Here is an 18,887-nt window from a genome sequence, read left to right as displayed (position 1 = left end):
CCAGAGACTGCCTCGCCGCCTGTGATGCGGACCGCATGGGACTGCGAATCGATCAAGATACGTGGGCGACCTGGAGCCGGCTTCCGGATCTCTACTGGTTGAAGAACCAGGACTCTTCCATCCGGAGCGTGGAGCCGCTGGTGTGGCGGACGCGGAAGACGGACATCCGGAGGTCCGCGCGGCCCCACGGGTCGCATGGTCCAAGCGCAAGCCGGCCCAGGGCCCGCCAGTCGATTTCGTCGGGCTCCTCGTCCAGATCGATTGCTTCCTGGGCGAGGGCCTCGGAGCTGATGGCGAGGGCGCGCACTACGGCCTGAGGGTCGCCGGTGACTTCCAAAGGTTCCACGCCGAGCCAGCCTTCGGCGTGCAGCATCACGCCGTCGGGAAGCTGGATGGTGTCTTCGGTGTGGTCTCCTCCGAGGTGGACGTCGGCCGATCCGACGATCCTGGCGTCGGGGTAGCGCTCGCGGAGAGTGTTGGATGCCCCGAGCAGTGGGCAGTCGCCGATGTTGTCGGCCAGGGACGGGTCGGTTATGGAGATGACATTGCCCCAGCAGCCCACCTTGATGATCTCCAGGTCCGACCGCGTCCCCAGAGCCAGCGAGTCGGCTGCGGAGGCGGGGGGCAGCTCTTCGAGGATCTCGTCGACCGTGTCGAAGTTTTCGGCGAAGTGACGGGCCTCTTTCGGGTCGTGGGGAGAGAAATTCACGGTGCCCGCGGGGAAGGGGGGAAGGAGGAGAGTGAGGGTGTAGTCGTCGCCATGTCCCCGAACTTCCAGGTCGGGTGGGCAGGTCCAGAAAGTGGTGTCGGCCATGAGTGGCACCGTAGCGACGGGCACTGACAGCCCGAGCCGGCGGCTGCTGACGGGCACGAACCAAGATCCGAACGAAACGGCCTAGCCCCGCAGCATCCCGTCGAGGAGCTCCGCGCACGAGGCGCGCAGCGCGGCGCGGGTGGGCACGGCGGCGTGGAACTGCCCCGCCGTGCAGGAGAAGAGCACACCGTCGCACCAGGCGACCATGCTGAGCGCGTGCCGTTCCGGTTCGTCCGAGCCGGCCGCCGCCAGCATCGCCACCATCGGCTCACGGAAGGCCCGGCCCGCCCGGTCGTAGACCTCCCGCAGTTCGGGCCTGCGGGTGGCCTCCAGGGCCAGTTCGTAACGGGCGACGAGCAGCTGGCGGTGCCGGGAGAGGTAGCGGTGCAGCGCCAGGGACAGCGCGTCGGCGACCGCACCCGCCGCTGTGCCGTCGCCGGCCCCCTCCGGGGCCTTCGACACCTCGTCCGGTGCCAGCACCGCCGCCTCCCGCTCGGCCAGCCGGCGTACCGCCGCCGCCAGCAGGGCCGCCCGGGTGCGCGCGAGATTCGACGTCGAGCCCTGCGGCAGCCCGGCCGCCTCGTCCACGGCCCGGTGGGTCAGCCCGCGCATGCCGCGTTCGGCGAGCAGAGCGAGCGCCGCATCGGCGATCAGCTCTAGGCGGGAGGCGGAGCGGGGGGCCGGGGTGGGGGAGCTGCGGGCGTTCATGGCAGGTCAGCCTAGCGCTTCCACTACGGGTGTAGTCTGCTCTTCGAGGCGACCACTACACCTGTAGTCGCGCACTGTGGACCGGGGAGGCGGTATGCGGCAACCCACCGCGATCGTGATCGGCGGCGGCATCGGCGGGCTCACCGCCGCGCTGGCACTGGATCGCCGCGGCTGGTCGGTCACCGTCCTGGAGCGCGCCGCCGCGCCGGGCTCCGGGTCCGGCCACCCGGCGGCGGACGCGGGCGGTGCGCGGCGCGACGGCGCGGGCATCGGCCTCGCGCCGAACGCCCAGCGCGCCCTGGACACCCTCGCCGCGGGCGACGCGGTACGCGCGAGGGCCGCCCGGCAGGCCTCCGGTGAGCTCCGCCTCCCCAGCGGCCGGCGGCTGGCCCGTACGGACGACGCCGCCGCCGTCCGGCGGTTCGGCGGGCCGGTCCTGGTCGCGCACCGCGCCGACCTGATCGCCCTGCTCGCCGCGCGGCTGCCCGACGGCGTGGTGCGCACCGCTTCCCCCGCCGCCCTGGTCGACCCGGGCGACCCGGCATCGCCCGATCGCCCGGCACGCGTACGCATCACAGGTGGCGCAGCGCAGGAGCTGACCGCGGACCTCGTCGTCGCCGCCGACGGCATCCACTCCGCCGTCCGCCGCACGCTCTTCCCCGGCCACCCCGCACCCCGCTACGCCGGTTTCACCGCCTGGCGGATGGTCGTCCCCGCCCTCGACCGCCCCTGTACCGCGCACGAGACCTGGGGTCCCGGTGGCCTGTGGGGCACCATGCCGCTGCACGACGGGCGCATCTACGCGTACGCCACCGCGGCCGTCCCACCCGGCGGCCGGGCCGCCGACGACGAGCGGGCCGAACTGCTGCGCCGCTTCGGCGACTGGCACCACCCCGTCCCCGCCGTGCTCGCCGCCGTCGACCCGGCCGCCGTGCTCCGCAACGACGTCCACACCGCGGCCGCGGCGCCGCCCGCCTTCCACCGGGGCCGGGTCGCCCTGCTCGGCGACGCCGTCCACCCCATGACCCCGAACCTCGGGCAGGGCGGGTGCCAGGCCATCGAGGACGCCGTCGTGCTGGCGGACCAGGCCGCGCCGGACGGCGATCTCGCCGCCGCGCTCGCCGCCTACACCCGGCAGCGGCTGCCGCGCACCATGGAGGTGGTACGCCGGGCCGAGCGCATCGGGCGCCTCACCACCTGGCGCTCCCGGCCCGCCTGTGCGCTGCGCGCCGCCCTGCTGGCCGCCACCGCCCTCCTCGCAACGGATCTCGCGCTGCGGGCCCTGGACGGCATCGCCGACTGGTCGCCGCCGGCCGCCACGTATGCTGCCGAGGCGCGGGGCACCAGGACCGCGGAGCTACCCAAGGAGCACGAGTGAAGATCGGCTGCATCGGACTCGGCGACATCGCCCAGAAGGCCTACCTGCCCGTACTGGGCGTACAACCGGGCCTTGAGATACATCTGTGCACCCGTAACCCGGCCACCCTCCAACGGGTCGGCGCCGCCCACCGCCTGAGCGGTGAACAGCTCCACACCGACCTGGACTCGCTGCTCGCCACGGGCCTGGACGCGGCCTTCGTGCACGCGGCGACCACCGCGCACCCGCAGATCGTGACCCGGCTGATCGAAGCGGGCGTCCCGACCTACGTCGACAAGCCGATCTCCTACGAACTGGCCGAGTCCCAGCGGATCGTCGCACTCGCCGAGGACCGCGCGGTGGGCCTGACCGTCGGCTTCAACCGCCGCTTCGCGCCCGCCTACGCCCAGTGCCGCGAGCACGCCCGCGACCTCATCCTGATGCAGAAGAACCGCGTCGGGCTGCCGGAGGACCCGCGCACGCTGGTCCTGGACGACTTCATCCACGTCGTCGACACCCTGCGGTTCCTCGTGCCCGGCGAGATCGACCACATCGACGTGCGGGCCAGGATCCGGGACGGGCTGATGCAGCACGTGGTGCTGCAGCTCTCGGGCGACGGCTTCACCGCCATCGGCACCATGAACCGCCTCAGCGGCTCCGCGGAGGAGGTCCTCGACGTCTCCGGCCACGACACCAAGCGCCAGGTCGTCAATCTCGCCGAGGTCATCGACCACAAGGGCCAGCCGAGCATCCGGCGGCGCGGCGACTGGGTGCCGGTCGCCCGCCAGCGCGGCATCGAGCAGATCGTCCAGGCGTTCCTGGACGACGTACGGGCCGGCCGGACGCCGTCCGCGCAGGACGCGCTGCGCACCCACGAGCTGTGCGAACGGGTGGTCACCGACGCGCTGGCGCAGGCCGTCCGCTGAGCGCGCGGACACCCGCGTACGCGCCGGCCAGTACCAGCGCGCCCACCGCCGTGTACACGGCCCAGTCGCCGTACCGGACATACGGGCTGGTGCCCTCGGCCAGCGGCAGGTCGTAGACCGCCGCCGCACTGCGGTCGGTGCCGAGCTGTTCGCCGATCCGCTCGCCCCGGGGGCCGTACACCGCGCTGACGCCGGTGAGCGTGGCATGCACCATCGGCCGCCAGGTCTCGGCCGCGCGCAGCGCACCGAGCGAGGCGTGCTGCAAGGGCGCCCAGCTGCCCTGGAACGTCGACGTCGAGGACTGGGCGACCAGCACCTGCGCACCGTCGCGCGTCAGATGACGGCTCATGTCCGGGAAGGCGGTCTCGAAGCACACCAGCGGCCCGATCCGCAGCCCGTGCGCGGCGGCGACCGGCATCACCACCTGGTGGGCGCCGCGTATCCGATCGGTCGTGGCCGCCTTGCCGACCTTCGTCGCCCAGCCCAGCACCGACCGCAGCGGTATGTACTCGCCGAACGGCACCAGCCGCATCTTGGCGTAGCGGTCACCGGTCGGCCCGTCCGGTCCGATGAGCACCGCGCTCTTGTAGATCCCCGGTCCGCCGTTGCGCGGCGCGTCGGCGTTGATCAGCAACGCGGCGCCCGTCCGCCGGGACAGCGCGGCGAGCCGGGCCGCGAGATCGGGGCGGTCCACCGGGTCCCGGTACAGGCTGCTCTCGCCCCAGACGACCAGCCGGACCCCGCGACCGGCCAGCGAGCGGGTGAGCGCCTCGCTGCGCGCCAGCCGTTCGGTGGGGGTGCCGGTCAGGCCCGGCTGGACGACCGCGATCCGCACCGTGCCCGCGGGGCGGGGGACCGGCGCCCAGTACCAGGCCGCCGTGGCGCCCAGGGCGCACACCAGCAGGCCGGCGACGGCGGGCAGCCGTACCGCCGGGCGGGCGAGCAACTCGGCCAGCGCGGTGTTCACCGCCACGATCAGCAGGCTGACCAGCCACACCCCGCCGACCGACGCCAGCCGCAGCGCGGGCGGCAGCTGCCACTGGCTGGCGCCCAGCAGCCCCCAGGGGCCGCCCAAGTACTCCCAGGAGCGGACCAGTTCGACCATCAGCCAGCCCGACGGCACCAGCACCAGCGCGGCGGTGCCCCGGCCGGCGCCGGGCGCGCCGCCCAGCAGCGCCCGCACCAGGAGGCCCCAGGGCGCCCACAGCGCACCCAGCAGCAGGGCGAGCACGAGTATGAACACATGCAGGCTCGGCAGCAGCCAGTGGTGCACGGCCAGTATGAAGCCGGCGCCGCCCAGCCAGCCGTCCAGCGCGGCCCGGCCGTACGTCGGCGCGGAACGCACCAGCAGCAGCCAGGGCACCAGCGCGGCGTACGCCAGCCACCACCAGGACGGTGCGGGAAAGGCGAGGGCCGGCAGCGCCCCGGCGAACGCCGCGGCCGCCGCGCGCCCCCAAGGAGAGCGCAGCCACCACGCCCGACGGCCGGGCGATCTGTCCATACGGCCTCCCTCGTGCGGGTTTCCGCCGGTCGGACGGCCAGTGTGCGCGGGCGGGCCGATCAAGGAAAGGGGGCGTGGCCAGGACGGCCGATTCGGACCCCCGAGGGTCCGGCAGCCGGGCGTCAGCCGTCCTGGACGTGTACCTCCCGCCACTTCTCGTGCACCACGACCCCGGTCAGCCGCCAGCCTTCCGCGGTGCGGCGGACGGTGAAGTCGTAGCGGCCGGCGCAGGTGTAATTGGGGGCGGTGGCACCGCCTCCGGTGTCCGTCGCGGGTCCGGCGAGCCGCATCGGGTTGAGGTAGTCGGCCCGGACGGTCGCGGTGTCGCCCGGCGCGCCGTCCGTTCTCGCCAGGGTGATCCGGCGGTTGACGATCAGGTGCTGCCGTATGGCGAAGTGCCGCAGCATCTCGGCGAGCCAGGCCGCGACCTGCTCGATGCCGCCCTCGATGCCGCCCGCGGAGCGGTAGTCGGCCCGGCCGTCCGGCGTGAAGAGGGCCAGATAGCCCGGCCAGTCGCCGTCGTCCACGGCGATCGCATAGCCCGTGACCAGCTCGTCGATGGCGAGACGGTCCATGACCGTGGAGTGTTCCGCGCGCTGCGTCATCTCCTCAGTTTTCGGCATGCCGAAGGCCCCCGCCAAGAGGTGGGGGCCTTCCGGTACGGGGGTCAGTTCACCAGTGCCGATTCGGCGAAGGGATCCCGGCCGGAATCCGTGTCCACGGCCGCGTCCCGTGCGGTCCGCGCCCCGGCCTCCCGCTCGGGGCCGGAGTCGGTGAACTGCGTCCGGTACAGCTCCGCATACCGCCCGTCCGCCGCCAGCAGCGTCTCGTGCGTGCCGCGTTCGACGATCCGCCCGCCCTCGACGACCAGGATCAGGTCGGCGGCCCGTACGGTCGACAGCCGATGCGCGATGACCAGTGCCGTACGGCCTTCCAGCGCCTCGGTGAGGGCTTCTTGCACCGCCGCCTCGGAGGTGTTGTCCAGGTGGGCGGTGGCCTCGTCCAGGATCACCACCCGGGGGTGGGCGAGCAGCAGCCGGGCGATGGTCAGCCGCTGCCGCTCCCCGCCGGAGAGACGGTAGCCGCGCTCGCCGACGACGGTGTCCAGACCGTCGGGGAGCCCGGCGATCAGCTCCTGCAGACGGGCCCGGCGCAGCGCGTCCCACAGCTCGTCCTCGGTCGCCTCGGGCCTGGCCAGCAGCAGGTTCTCGCGGATGGAGTCATGGAAGAGGTGCCCGTCCTGGGTGACCATGCCGAGGGTGTCGCGCAGCGAGGCGGCGGTCAGCTCGCGGACGTCCACCCCGGACAGCCGCACCGCGCCGGCGTCGGTGTCGTACAGCCGCGGCAGCAGCTGGGCCACGGTGGACTTGCCGGCGCCCGAGGAGCCGACCAGGGCGACCATCTGGCCGGCCTCGGCGCGGAAGGAGACGTCGTGCAGGACCTCTTCGCCGCCGCGGGTGTCGAGGGTGGCGACCTCCTCCAGGGAGGCCAGCGAGACCTTGTCGGCGGACGGGTAGCCGAAGCGCACGGAGTCGAACTCCACCGACACCGGGCCCTCCGGCACCGGGCGGGCGTCCGGCTTCTCGGTGATCAGCGGCTTGAGGTCGAGCACCTCGAAGACCCGCTCGAAGCTGACCAGCGCGCTCATCACCTCGATGTGGGCCCCGGAGAGGGCGGTCAGCGGGGCGTAGAGCCGGGTGAGCAGCAGGGCGAGGGAGACGATCGCGCCGGCCTCCAGCTGACCGCGCAGCGCGAGGAACCCGCCCAGGCCGTAGACGACGGCCAGCGCCAGGGCGGAGACCAGGGTGAGCGCGGTGACGAAGTACGTCTGGACCATGGCCGAGCGGACGCCGATGTCCCGCACCCGGCGGGCCCGGGTGGCGAACTCCGCGGACTCCCGGGACGGGCGGCCCATCAGCTTGACGAGCGTGGCGCCCGGTGCGGAGAACCGCTCGGTCATCTGCGTCCCCATCGCCGCGTTGTGGTCGGCGCCCTCCCGGCGCAGATCCGCCAGCCGCCGGCCGACCCGCCGGGCGGGCAGGACGAACACCGGCAGCAGCACCAGCGCGATCAGGGTGATCTGCCAGGACAGCGTGAGCATCACGGCGAGGGTGAGCAGCAGCGTCACGATGTTGCTGACGACCCCCGACAGGGTGTCGCTGAAGGCCCGCTGGGCCCCGATCACATCGTTGTTCAGCCGGCTGACCAGCGCACCTGTCCGGGTGCGGGTGAAGAAGGCGATGGGCATCCGCTGGACGTGGTCGTACACCGTCGTCCGCAGATCCAGGATCAGCCCCTCGCCGATGCTCGCCGACAGCCAGCGGGTCAGCAGGCCCAGGCCCGCCTCCGCGACGGCGATGACGGCGATCAGCCCGGACAGTCCGACGACCAGGGCGGAGGAGTCGCCGCCCACGATCGCGTCCACCACCCGGCCCGCGAGCAGCGGGGTGGCCACCGCGAGCATCGCGGTCACCGTGCTCAGTACGAGGAACCACAGCAGGTGCCGCCGGTGCGGCCGCGCGAAGGCCATGATCCGGCGCAGCGTCCCGCGCGAGAACCGGCGCCGGCCCTGCTGCGCGGTCATCGTGCTGTGCAGTGAATGCCAGGCGGTGACTTCCATGTCCATGGGGGCCTCCAGTGTGCCGGGGTCGTCACGGGATCGCCGTGCGTGACCGGCGACATAAAGAAACCTAGAACCTCAACCAAAATTGAGGTCAAGTGATTCCCTGCAGGTCACCCTTCAGGTCCCCGACGGCGCCCGGAAATCCCCGGACCGGCGGTGTGGCTCACAGGGCGCGTTCCCAGACCGTGGGCCCATCGGCGGTGTCGGGGGCGGTCACCGTCAGACGTACGGCCGGGCGGCCGTCGGGCAGCGTGGCGGTGGCGTCCACGACGATCTCCAGGCGCGTCGGCCGGGCCGCCGTCAGCGTGGCGCGCAGCGCCGTCAGCAGTTCGCGGCCGCATGCGTCGTCGACCCGGGCGTCGACCGGGCCGGTGAACTGCACGGACGGTCGGCTGCCGAGGGCCTCGGCCGCCGCGCCGGCCTCCCGCAGGATGCGCGTACGCAGTCCCGGTGGCGCCTGGGACGGCCCCTGCTGCAGCGCGATGATCGCCGTACGGATCTCCTGGATCGTCGCGTCCAGCTCGTCGACCGCCTGGCCGACCCCCTCCCGCACCTCCGGCACCACGGCCTTGCGCTGGGCGCTCTCCAGCAGCATCCCGGTGGCGAACAGCCGCTGGATGACCAGGTCGTGGAGGTCGCGGGCGATGCGGTCGCGGTCCTCGTAGACGGCGAGGCGTTCGCGGTCGCGGTGCCGGTCGGCGAGGACCAGCGCCAGCGCGGCCTGGGCGGCGAACTGGGTGCCCAGAGTGCGCTCGGTCTGGCTGAAGGGCCGGTCGCCGGGCACCCGGCACAGCGCCAGGGCGCCCAGTACCCGCCCGTTGCTGCGCAGCGGCAGCAGCATCGTCGGGCCGTAGTGGCGCGACAGCGGGGAGATCGACCGGGGGTCGGTGGCGAAGTCGTCGGCGAAGACCGCGAGTCCGGCGTCTATCCGGTGCACCACCGGGCTCTCCGGCGGGATCCGGCCGCGGTACGCCTCGGTCCGTACGGGGTCGGGCAGCTCGGTGGAGATCGCCACGACCTCCATACCGCCCTCGGTGTGCGGCAGCAGCACCGCTCCGGTGGCCGCCTCGGCGAGCTCGCGGCCCTTCTCCGCGACGACGGTGAGGGCGTTCCCGGTCGTCGAGCGGGTCTCGGGGCCGGCCAGCAGGGCCGTGGTGACGGAGGCGGCGCCGTCGATCCAGCGGGTGCGCTGTCGGGCGGCGGCGTGCATCCGGGCGTTGCCCATCGCGATACCGGCCTCGGTGGCCAGCACCCGCACCAGGTGGAGGTCCGCGTCCCCGAACCCCGGGCCGCCCGGCGCGGCGGACTCCTCGGCGCCCTCCTCGCCGGGCCTGTCGCCGTCGCGCCGGTCCGCGACGTACAGGGCGCCGAACGTCTCGCCGTGGAAGGTGATGGGCACCTTGAGGACGTCGGGGCCGTGCGGCTCGCCAGGGCCCTGCGGGGAGGGGGCGACGCCGTGGGTGATGAGGTCCTCGGCCGGCCCGTCGCCGTCCTCGTTGCGGATGCCGACGGCGGCGTAGCGCGCACCGGTGAGGGCGGCGGCGGTCTCGGCGATACGGGCCAGCGAGCGGTGCAGATCACGGTCGGAGCCGATCGCCGCCATCGCCTCCAGGAGCTGCGGAAGCCGGGAGATCGGCCCGCCGGCCAGCTCGCGCAGGCTCTGCGCGGTGCGGTCGGCGAGATCGGCTGCGGCGTCGGCGGAGCGGTCGGCCGCCGGGTCGGGCGACTTCAGGACACACCTCACTCTTCCGGGCGGTTTGGACAGTCTATTTGCCCTGAAGATGCCGATGCGAGCCGATGGGTTCCCGCTGCCGCCGCGCCCGCACCGGCTACCGCGCCCGCACCGGCTACCGCGCCCGCAGTGGCTACCGCGCCTGCTCCGGCGCGCGGGAGGCGATCAGGGGGCCGATCACCCGGGTGCCCGGGCCGACCCGGCCCCCGGGGCCGGGCAGCTGGGTGGTGTTGTCCGGCGTGAGCGCGCCACCGCAGTGCCTGCAGGCGGTGACCGGTGTGGTGTCCCGGTCGCAGTCCCGGTGGTGGATACGGGCCGGTGGACCGGCCTCGCCCGCGTACCACCGGTCGCCCCAGTCCATCAGCGCCAGCAGTACGGGGTAGAGCTCCTTGCCCTTCTCCGTGGCGACGTAAGCCTCGCGTGGCGGCCGCTGCTGATAGCGCTCGCGGGCGAGGACGCCCTCCTCGACCAGCCGCGACAGCCGCGCGGCCAGGACCTTGCGGGAGATCCCGAGGTCATGGGCGAGGTCGTCGAAGCGGCCGATCCCGGTCAGTACGTCGCGCATGATCAGCGCCGTCCAGGCGTCGCCGAACAGATCGGTGGCGCGGGCGATCGAACAGGCGACATCGGAGAGGGGAGTGCGGGTCACCCCTCAACCCTATCCAGGTTCCCTGAGGGAACCATGCATGCTAGGTTCCCTCAGGGAACCTGGACTTCGATGGAGCCCCTACCCGAACGAGGGAGCACGCGATGGGCCCGACCCCGCTGATCGCACTGGACTCGGCCGACCCCGAAGCGGTCGACGGGCGACAGATCCGGGCGGCCGCCTTCCAGGGCGTACGTCTGGCGTACACCTCCGGGGTCCTGGAGCGGCTCGGCCGGGCGCCCTCGGGGCGCGCCCTGGTCGTCGGCAGCGGGCGCGGGCTGCTGGCGCGCGGGATCGCCGCACTCGGATTCCAGGTCACCGCCGTCGATCCCTCCAGGGCCGCGACCGCGCTGGCCCGCGCCGCCGCCGGGCGCGAGGGTCCGGCCGTGGAGTACCGCACCGCGCCCGCGGAGCGGCTCGGCGTCCCCGCGGCCGCGTTCGACCTGGTCTACCTCGCGGACACCCTGGAGATCACCGAGGACCCCGACCGGGTGGTGGAGCAGGCCGCCGGAGCCCTCGCGCCCGACGGCGTCCTGGTCTACGACACGGTCAACCGGACACCCCTCTCCCGGCTGGTCTACCTCGGGGCCTTCCAGCGGCTGCCGATGACCCGGGTGGTGCCGGCCGGCCGCTACGCCGCGCGCCGGCTGCGTACGCCGGCCGAGGTCGCCGCGCTGCTGGCGCGCCACGGGCTGGCCGACGGCGGCGTCTGCGACTTCGCGCCCCGCAGCGTCCGCGGCCTGCTGAGCGGAATCCTGGCGCGCCGCAGCGGCCGGATCGGCGACGACGAGATCGAGGCGGTGGCCGGCTTCGCGCTCGCGCCGAAGCGCCGGCCGTTGGTCACCTATCTCGGCCATGCGCGCAAGGGGCGACTTTGAGACAACCTGCGGATCTGGCGTGCGCCGGGACTTGAGGGCGGCGGCCGGCGGGTAAGCCGTAGACAACCATGGGCGCAGTTGCAGAAACGTAGCGGCACCAGCGCTACGCAACCGCACCATCGACGACCCGGGAACGGGCCGACCCGCCCGGATCGTGCCGGGCGCCCCCCACACCTTCCGTACGTCTCCGTCGGGGGCGCGTGGTCACCCCGCGCCCCCGGCACGAAAGTGGGTCGGGCCGATGAACGATGCTCCGCACTATCCGAGACTTGTGGGCCCGCGCCGCGCGGCGGGCGGCACGACCGTGCTGGAACTCCGCGGTGACCTCGACATCCTCGCCGTTTCGGTGCTCTCCGACCGATTGGACGGCATCACCCGCGGCCAGGGTGTCGACCTCGTGGTCGATCTGCGCGCGGTGACCTTCCTCGACTGCGCCGGACTGTCGCTGCTCAGCCGCGCCCGCCACCGAACCCGGCAGCGGGGCGGCCGGCTGCGGCTGACCGGCGTCATCGAGGGCGGTTGCGTCGCCCGGCTGCTGCGGATGACCGGGCTGACCGGCGACTTCGAGAGCGTGTCCGGCGAGGCGCTCGCGCAGGAGGACGCGGCTGACGAGGCCCCCGCCCAGGACCCGGTCGCCCCGTCCGCCGGGGCCACCGACATCGCCGTGGTCTGAGGGCCCGCCCGACTCAGGCCGGCAGAGCCGCCTCGATGGCGGCGAGCAGCTCCTCGGCCTCCGGCTCCGTGCGCGGCCGGAAGCGGCCCGCCACCTCGCCCTCGGCGTTGATCAGGAACTTCTCGAAGTTCCACTGGACGTCGCCCGAGGCCCCCTCGGCGTCCTCGGTGCCGGTCAGCGCCGCGTACAGCGGGTGCCGGTCCGCGCCGTTGACGTCGGTCTTCTCGAACAGCGGGAAGCTGACGCCGTACGTCGCCGAGCAGAACGTGGCGATCTCCTCGGCGGTGCCCGGCTCCTGGCCGGCGAACTGGTTGCTGGGGAAGCCCAGCACGCTGAAGCCACGGTCCCCGTAGCGCTCCTGCAGTCGCTCCAGGCCCGAATACTGCGGGGTCAGCCCGCACTTGGACGCCACATTCACCACCAGCAGGGCCTTGCCCCGATAGTCGGCGAGCGAAGCGGGCTCACCTGTCAGGGTGCGCAGCGGGATGTCGTACAGGCTCACGGTCATGCTCCTCGTCGCGGTTCCGCGGATAGGGACGGCCATCATCCCTCCCAACAGCCGCGCCCGTCCTGATCTTCCCGGGATCGTCGGTCGGCCATGACACGGCCGGACGCAGCGCCCCCGAGCGCCACTCCTTGAGGAGCTGGTCGAAGATCGGCGTCCCCTCCTCGGTGGGGCGCCGCGCCTGGGGAGCGGGCGGTGGCAGCGGTGGCAGCTGGTGGGGGAGGGAGATGCGCTGAAAGGGGTGCGAGGGGGGCTTCTTGGCGTCCATGCCCGGACTCAACCGGAAATCGGCCACCGAGTTGCGGGACGCGGCCGGGGCCGTCCGCAGAAGCCCCTTCGGTGGTGACGAGCAGAAGATACGTTCCCGGCACCGTGGGGCCGGCGCGGATCCCGCCGACCCCACGGCCCTCTCCCATCCCGTGCGCCCCACCATCCGGCCCGCTCCGCTCGTGGCGTTCCGTACGGACCGGGCCGGGAGCGCGGGCGGCCCGCGCGGTCAGTCCCTGCCGAGCAGCGCCGCGAAGACCTGCGCCAGCGCCGCCTCGGGATCGGCCACCCGGCCCTCCGCCCGCCACGCCACGAAGCCGTCGGGGCGCACCAGCACCGCGCCCTCGGGCGTCGTGCCGTGCTTCTCGGCCCAGTCGACGCCCTCCTCCGGGGCCAGGTCGTCGTCCGGCTCGGTGCCGATCAGATAGCAGTCCAGCGCTACGGCGAAGCGCTGGACGGCGCCCTTGGCCGCGGTGCGCCACATGTCGCCGTCGGAGCCGGACAGCAGCACGAACGACTTCTCGTAGAGGTCCAGGGTCGAGCGGCGCTCGCCGCCGGCGTGCAGCCACATGTGCGGGGCGCGGGTGCCCGGCTCGCCGGTCAGTCGCAACTGCTCGGGAACCACCGGGAGCTCGGGGTCGGCGCCGACGACCGCGCCCTCGGGATAGCAGTAGCCGAGGGCGACGGTGAGCACGCCGCGCTGTCGGCCACCGCCCGCCCCGGGGGCCGGGACGTACCCGGGATGGCTGTGCTCGGCGGACCGGGCCGAGGCGCGGGCGCTCGTCTCGCGCGCCACCGGCCGGCGCTCCGCCTCGTACGTCGCCAGCAGCCCGGGGCCCGCCGAGCCGTTGAGGACCGCCGCGAGCTTCCAGGCGAGGTTGTGGGCGTCCTGGATGCCGGTGTTGGAGCCGAACGCCCCGGTGGGCGACATCTCGTGGGCCGAGTCGCCGGCGAGGAAGACCCGGCCGGCCGCATAGCGTTCGGCGACCCGCTCGGCGGCGTGCCAAGGGGCCTTTCCGGTGATCTCCACGTCCAGGTCCAGGGCACCGGTCGCCCGGCGGATGTGGTCGATGCACCGCTCGTCGGTGAAGTCCTCCAGGGTTTCGCCCTGGTCGGGGTGCCAGGGGGCGTGGAAGACCCACTCCGCCCGGTTGTCCACCGGCAGCAGCGCCCCGTCCGCCTCGGGGTTGGTCAGGTAGCAGGCGATGAAGTGCCGGTCGCCCACCACGTCCGCCAGGGCCGGGGCGCGGAAGGTGATGCTCACGTTGTGGAACAGGTCGCCGGGGCCCGTCTGGCCGATGCCCAGCCGCTCGCGGACCGGGCTGCGCGGGCCGTCGGCCGCGATCAGGTAGTCCGCCCGCACGGTGCTCTCCTCGCCGGTATCCCGGTTCCTCAGGACCGCGGTCACCCCCTGCGCGTCCTGCTCGAAGGAGACCAGCTCGGTGGCGAACCGCAGCTGGCCGCCGTGCTCGCGGGCGCGGCGCACCAGTACGGGTTCGAGGTCGTTCTGGCTGCACAGACACCAGGCGGACGGACTGATCCGGGCCAGGCCACCGCCCGGGTCGATCTCCTTGAACAGCCACTCCTGCTCGTCGCCGGTGAGCGAAGGGGCCTGCAGGATGCCGTGGTTGGGCGCCAGGACCGACGCGGCCTCCCGGATCGGCCGCTCCGCTCCGGCGACCCGGTACAGCTCCATCGTGCGGACGTTGTTCCCCCGCCCGCGCGGGTGGCGTGAGGTGTCCGCGTGCTTCTCGACCAGTAGGTGCCGCACACCCAGACGTCCCAGGAACAACGACGCGGACAGGCCCACCAGGGACCCGCCCACGATGAGTACCGGGACCCGGTCTTCAACGGTGGGGTTCATTCGTGCTCCAGCTCCATGGGCGCATTGAGGGCAGATGGAGCACGAATGCCCGGATGTGGCAGTTTTCGATCACGATTCACCTGCATGGCTCACAGATCTCGCGCCACCGGACGGTCCCCGCCACGATCGAATCCGGGACGCCCCGGGACACCCGGGCAGCCGCCCACCATCCGGCTCAGTCACCCGGCACGCACCGGAACTGACGACGCACCACAGGGGCCGTCGGGCCCCGAAGGAGATGCGTAGACGATGACCACGCTGTCGGAACGAATATCCCAGTCCGCCTTCGACGGCTCCCGCCTCCGGGTCGTGCTGCTCCTGGACCTCCACGACGGAGCCCAGCAGCGCTTTCTGGAAGCCTACGAGCACCTGCGCAACCAGGTCGCGTCGGTCCCCGGGCACATGACCGACCAGCTGTGCCAGTCCATCGAGAACCCCTCGCAGTGGCTGATCACCAGCGAGTGGGAGAGCGCGGCGCCCTTCCTCACCTGGGTCAACAGCGAGGAACACGTCAAGATGGTCCAGCCGCTGCACAGCTGCGTCCGCGACACCCGCTCGCTGCGCTTCAGCGTCCTGCGCGAGACCTCCAACATCGCCACGCTCGCCCCCGAGCCCCCCAAGGGCCGGCTGCAGGCCAACCCCCGCGTCGGCGACGGAGTGGTCCGGCACGCCCTGACCTTCACCGTCAAGCCCGGCAGCGAGGACAAGGTCGCCGAGATCCTCGCCGGCTACACCTCCCCGGAGGCCCGGGTCGACGACACCACCCGGCTGCGCCGCACCTCCCTGTTCATGCACGGCAACCGCGTCGTACGGGCCGTCGAGGTGCAGGGCGACCTCGTCGCCGCGCTGCGCCACGTCTCCCGGCAGCCCGAGGTCCGGGCCGTCGAGGAGGCCATCAACCCGTACCTGGAGCAGGACCGCGACCTCAGCGACCCCAACTCCGCCCGGGTGTTCTTCACCCGCGCCGCGCTGCCCGCCGTGCACCACGTCGCGGCACACGGCAGCCGGCCCGAGGACGTCCGGCGCCATGCGCTGCTCTACCCCGCCAAGGAGGGGTGCGGCATGGTGCTGGCCAGGATGCTGGCCCGCCAGGACGAACTGGCCGCCGACGACGAGGCCTGCCCGATCGCCGGCAGCACGATCTTCCAGCGCGACGACATCGTCGTCCGGCTGATCGACCTGCGGATCCCCATCGACAGCGACCCCGTGCTGTCGCTCGGCGTGCGCGGCCCCCGCAAGATCGCCGTGCTGCGGCGCCTCCTCGACCCCGATGCGGCCGGCGACCTGTCCGACGACCGCGAGCTCGCACGCTTCCTGACGCGCTCCGACATGGCCCTGATCACCGATCGCCGGGCCCCGGACGCCTGACCGCGGGCCGCCCGCGCCAGATCCCACCCCACTCGACCGACGGCCTCACGCCCCCTGGAGGAATCAGCCATGACCACGGACCGCCCACGCATCGTGGACCTCAGCGAGACCAAGCCCAACCGCCGGCGCGGAGGTGATCTGCGCGCCATGCTGACACCCAGCGCGGTGGGCGCCACGAGCGGCTTCATGGGCATGGCACTCGTCCAGCCCGGCGAGCGCATCGGCGAGCACTACCACCCGTACTCCGAGGAGTTCGTGTACGTCGTCCAGGGCGCCCTCGAAGTGGACCTGGACGGGGAGACCCACCCGCTGCGCCCGGACCAGGGCCTGCTGATTCCCCCCTACATGCGGCACCGGTTCCGCAACGTGGGGGACGTCGAGGCCCGGATGGTCTTCCACCTCGGCCCGCTGGCGCCGCGCCCCGAGCTCGGCCACGTCGACACCGAGGGCGCGGAGGACAGCACGCCGGCCGTGCCACCCGAACGAACGGAGCCGGTGTCATGACCCGCCGTGTGGCGGTCACCGGCGTCGGCATCGTCGCCCCGGGAGGCGTGGGCGTACCCGCCTTCTGGGACCTGCTGTCCGCCGGGCGTACGGCGACCCGCGGCATCACCCTCTTCGATCCGGAGGGCTTCCGCTCGCGCATCGCCGCCGAGTGCGACTTCGATCCCGAGGCCCACGGGCTGAGCCGGGAACAGATCGCCCGCTCGGACCGGTACATCCAGTTCGCGCGGGTCGCCGCCGACGAGGCGCTGCGCGACGCCGGCCTGGACACCGAGAAGGAGGACCCCTGGCGCATCGGAGTGTCCCTGGGCACCGCGGTCGGCGGCACCACGCGCCTCGAACACGACTATGTCGCCGTCAGCGAGCACGGGCAGCGGTGGGACGTCGACCACCGGCCGGCCGGCCGCTATCTGGAGCGGGCGTTCTCCCCCAGTTCGCTCGCCTCCGAAGTGGCCGAACAGGTCGGTGCGCACGGCCCGGTACAGACCGTCTCCACGGGCTGCACCTCCGGCCTCGACGCCATCGGGTACGCCTTCCACGCCATCGAGGAGGGCCGGGTCGACGTGTGCATCGCCGGCGCGTCGGACTCGCCGATCTCCCCGATCACGGTGGCCTGCTTCGACGCGATCAAGGCGACCTCCGCCAACAACGACGACCCCGCCCACGCCTCACGGCCGTTCGACGCCCACCGCGACGGATTCGTCATGGGGGAGGGCGGCGCCGTACTCGTCCTGGAGGAGCTCGAACACGCCCGCGCCCGCGGTGCGACGGTCCACTGCGAGATACGCGGCTACGCCACCTTCGGCAACGCGTACCACATGACCGGCCTCACCCAGGAGGGCCTGGAGATGGCCGAGGCCATCAACCGCGCGCTCGGTCACGCCAGGATCGACGCCACCCAGGTCGACTACGTCAACGCACACGGCTCCGGCACCCAGCAGAACGACCGGCACGAGACCGCCGCGGTCAAGCGGTCGCTGGGCAAGCACGCCTACCAGGTGCCGATGAGCTCCATCAAATCCATGGTGGGGCACTCGCTCGGCGCGATCGGCGCCATCGAGATCGTCGCCTGTGTGCTGGCACTGACCCACCAGGTCGTGCCGCCGACGGCCAACTACGAGACCCCGGACCCGGAGTGCGACCTCGACTACGTGCCCCGGACGGCACGGGAGCTGCCGCTGCGTTCGGTGCTCTCGGTCGGCAGCGGCTTCGGTGGATTCCAGTCAGCGGTCGTACTGACCCGACAGGGCGGGAGGGCACGATGAGCGCCCCTAAGGAACGACGCTCGGTCGTCACCGGCATCGGCGTCATCGCCCCCAACGGCGTGAGCACCGAGGCCTTCTGGAAAGCGACCAGGGAGGGCATCAGCGTCCTGGACCGGGTGACCCGCGAAGGGTGCGAGCACCTGCCGCTCAAGGTCGCCGGTGAGGTCCGCGGCTTCGACCCGGCGGATCTGATCGAGGAGCGCTACCTCGTCCAGACCGACCGGTTCACGCACTTCGCCATGGCGGCGGCCAACCTCGCGCTGGACGACGCCCACCTCGGCCGCGCCGACTACAACCACTCGCCGTTCGCGGTGGGGGTCGTCACCGCCGCCGGATCGGGCGGCGGCGAGTTCGGCCAACGGGAGCTGCAACGCCTCTGGGGCCAGGGCTCCCGGCACGTCGGCCCGTACCAGTCCATCGCCTGGTTCTACGCGGCCAGCACCGGACAGATCTCCATCCGCGGCGGCTTCAAGGGGCCCTGCGGAGTCGTGGCCAGCGACGAGGCGGGCGGCCTGGACGCCCTGGCGCACGCCTGCCGCACCATCCGGCGCGGCACCGAGGCCGTCGTCGTGGGCGCCGCCGAGGCGCCGCTGGCCCCCTACTCGGTCGTCTGCCAGCTCGGCTACGACGATCTGAGCAGGCTCGACGACCCGGACCGCGCCTACCGCCCGTTCACCGACGGCGCCTGCGGATTCGTGCCCGCCGAGGGCGGCGCGATGCTGGTCATCGAGGAGGCGGCGGCCGCCGGGAAGCGCGGGGCGACCGTCCGGGCCGTGCTCTCCGGGCACGCCGCGACCTTCACCGGGGCCTCGCGGTGGGAGGAGTCCCGCGACGGGCTCGCCCACGCGATCCGCGGCGCGCTGGAGGACGCGCGGTGCGCCCCGGAGGAGATCGACGTGGTGTTCGCGGACGCGCTCGGTGTCCCCTCGGCCGACCGGGCCGAGGCGCTGGCCCTCGCGGACGCCCTGGGCCGGCGCACCAGCCGGGTCCCGGTGACCGCGCCCAAGACCGGCACCGGGCGGGCGTACTGCGGTGCTCCCGTGCTGGACATCGCGGCCGCGGTGCTCGCCATGGAGAACGGCGTGGTGCCGCCCACGCCCAACGTCGTCGACGTATGCCACGACCTCGACGTGGTGATCGGCCGGGCCCGGCCCGCCGAGCTGCGGACGGCGCTGGTGCTGAGCCGGGGGCTGATGGGGTCGAACGCGGCGATGGTGCTGCGGCACGCCCCCACGTCCCCCTCGTGAGAAGGAGAA

General features: G+C 73.2%; 17 protein-coding genes. 8 read left to right on the top strand and 9 right to left on the bottom strand.

Translation table 11 applies throughout. The annotated features are described in order from the left end of the window. Nucleotides 1–91: 91 nt before the first annotated feature. The gene (locus ACFWZH_RS31225; RefSeq protein WP_384438767.1) at nucleotides 92–814 is read right to left on the bottom strand and encodes a DUF6333 family protein; all 723 of its coding nucleotides are present in this window, start codon (nucleotides 812–814) and stop codon (nucleotides 92–94) included. Between the two features lie 81 nt (nucleotides 815–895). Continuing rightward, entirely contained in the window at nucleotides 896–1,522 is a 627-nt protein-coding gene (locus tag ACFWZH_RS31220) for a TetR/AcrR family transcriptional regulator (protein WP_384438763.1), read from the bottom strand. Nucleotides 1,523–1,616: 94 nt separating this feature from the next. Between ACFWZH_RS31220 and ACFWZH_RS31215 the strand changes: the two genes are divergently transcribed. Next, the gene (locus ACFWZH_RS31215; RefSeq protein WP_384438760.1) at nucleotides 1,617–2,900 is read left to right on the top strand and encodes an FAD-dependent oxidoreductase; all 1,284 of its coding nucleotides are present in this window, start codon (nucleotides 1,617–1,619) and stop codon (nucleotides 2,898–2,900) included. Next, on the top strand, nucleotides 2,897–3,805 hold the full coding sequence (locus ACFWZH_RS31210) for a Gfo/Idh/MocA family protein (protein WP_384438757.1): 909 nt from the start codon (nucleotides 2,897–2,899) through the stop codon (nucleotides 3,803–3,805). Before ACFWZH_RS31215 ends, ACFWZH_RS31210 begins: the two co-directional genes overlap by 4 nt. Here the strand turns inward: ACFWZH_RS31210 and lnt are convergent. The 5 genes from lnt to ACFWZH_RS31185 all read right to left on the bottom strand — a co-directional run bounded on the left by lnt (nucleotide 3,774) and on the right by ACFWZH_RS31185 (nucleotide 10,310). Continuing rightward, on the bottom strand, nucleotides 3,774–5,306 hold the full coding sequence (gene lnt, locus ACFWZH_RS31205; protein WP_384438754.1) for an apolipoprotein N-acyltransferase: 1,533 nt from the start codon (nucleotides 5,304–5,306) through the stop codon (nucleotides 3,774–3,776). The genes ACFWZH_RS31210 and lnt overlap by 32 nt on opposite strands. A gap of 122 nt (nucleotides 5,307–5,428) precedes the next feature. Beyond that, the gene (locus ACFWZH_RS31200; protein WP_384438751.1) at nucleotides 5,429–5,911 is read right to left on the bottom strand and encodes a nuclear transport factor 2 family protein; all 483 of its coding nucleotides are present in this window, start codon (nucleotides 5,909–5,911) and stop codon (nucleotides 5,429–5,431) included. Between the two features lie 62 nt (nucleotides 5,912–5,973). After that, complete coding sequence (locus ACFWZH_RS31195) at nucleotides 5,974–7,932, bottom strand: ABC transporter ATP-binding protein (RefSeq protein ID WP_384438748.1); 1,959 nt, start codon at nucleotides 7,930–7,932, stop codon at nucleotides 5,974–5,976. Between the two features lie 160 nt (nucleotides 7,933–8,092). Then, nucleotides 8,093–9,673: a GAF domain-containing protein gene (locus ACFWZH_RS31190; protein WP_384438745.1), complete on the bottom strand. Its 1,581-nt coding sequence runs from the start codon at nucleotides 9,671–9,673 to the stop codon at nucleotides 8,093–8,095. 121 nt (nucleotides 9,674–9,794) lie between these two features. Then, nucleotides 9,795–10,310, bottom strand: coding sequence for a winged helix-turn-helix transcriptional regulator (locus ACFWZH_RS31185; protein WP_384438742.1), 516 nt, complete (start codon nucleotides 10,308–10,310; stop codon nucleotides 9,795–9,797). Between the two features lie 101 nt (nucleotides 10,311–10,411). On the opposite strand from ACFWZH_RS31185, the gene ACFWZH_RS31180 reads away from it, so the two are divergent. Together ACFWZH_RS31180 and ACFWZH_RS31175 are read left to right on the top strand one after the other, a co-directional pair. Then, entirely contained in the window at nucleotides 10,412–11,185 is a 774-nt protein-coding gene (locus tag ACFWZH_RS31180; protein WP_384438739.1) for a class I SAM-dependent methyltransferase, read from the top strand. A gap of 241 nt (nucleotides 11,186–11,426) precedes the next feature. Beyond that, nucleotides 11,427–11,858 (top strand): STAS domain-containing protein, encoded by a 432-nt coding sequence (locus ACFWZH_RS31175; RefSeq protein ID WP_384438736.1) that lies wholly within the window; start codon nucleotides 11,427–11,429, stop codon nucleotides 11,856–11,858. 13 nt (nucleotides 11,859–11,871) lie between these two features. On the opposite strand, the gene ACFWZH_RS31170 is transcribed toward ACFWZH_RS31175, so the two are convergent. Together ACFWZH_RS31170 and ACFWZH_RS31165 are read right to left on the bottom strand one after the other, a co-directional pair. Beyond that, nucleotides 11,872–12,360, bottom strand: coding sequence for a glutathione peroxidase (locus tag ACFWZH_RS31170; protein WP_384438823.1), 489 nt, complete (start codon nucleotides 12,358–12,360; stop codon nucleotides 11,872–11,874). Nucleotides 12,361–12,859: 499 nt separating this feature from the next. Continuing rightward, nucleotides 12,860–14,494 (bottom strand): FAD-dependent oxidoreductase, encoded by a 1,635-nt coding sequence (locus tag ACFWZH_RS31165; RefSeq protein WP_384438733.1) that lies wholly within the window; start codon nucleotides 14,492–14,494, stop codon nucleotides 12,860–12,862. 249 nt (nucleotides 14,495–14,743) lie between these two features. On the opposite strand from ACFWZH_RS31165, the gene ACFWZH_RS31160 reads away from it, so the two are divergent. The 4 genes from ACFWZH_RS31160 to ACFWZH_RS31145 all read left to right on the top strand — a co-directional run bounded on the left by ACFWZH_RS31160 (nucleotide 14,744) and on the right by ACFWZH_RS31145 (nucleotide 18,878). Next, nucleotides 14,744–15,862: a SchA/CurD-like domain-containing protein gene (locus ACFWZH_RS31160; protein ID WP_384438730.1), complete on the top strand. Its 1,119-nt coding sequence runs from the start codon at nucleotides 14,744–14,746 to the stop codon at nucleotides 15,860–15,862. 69 nt (nucleotides 15,863–15,931) lie between these two features. Beyond that, nucleotides 15,932–16,366, top strand: a complete 435-nt coding sequence (locus ACFWZH_RS31155; RefSeq protein ID WP_384438727.1) for a cupin domain-containing protein — start codon at nucleotides 15,932–15,934, stop codon at nucleotides 16,364–16,366. Next, nucleotides 16,363–17,631, top strand: coding sequence for a beta-ketoacyl-[acyl-carrier-protein] synthase family protein (locus ACFWZH_RS31150; protein WP_384438724.1), 1,269 nt, complete (start codon nucleotides 16,363–16,365; stop codon nucleotides 17,629–17,631). Before ACFWZH_RS31155 ends, ACFWZH_RS31150 begins: the two co-directional genes overlap by 4 nt. Further along, nucleotides 17,628–18,878: a ketosynthase chain-length factor gene (locus ACFWZH_RS31145; RefSeq protein ID WP_384438721.1), complete on the top strand. Its 1,251-nt coding sequence runs from the start codon at nucleotides 17,628–17,630 to the stop codon at nucleotides 18,876–18,878. Before ACFWZH_RS31150 ends, ACFWZH_RS31145 begins: the two co-directional genes overlap by 4 nt. Nucleotides 18,879–18,887 lie beyond the last annotated feature (9 nt).

This window comes from Streptomyces sp. NPDC059008 (genome assembly GCF_042749045.1).
Lineage (GTDB): Bacteria > Actinomycetota > Actinomycetes > Streptomycetales > Streptomycetaceae > Streptomyces.
Note: the sequence above shows the minus strand (reverse complement) of the source record. Positions and strands in the feature narration are given on the sequence as shown.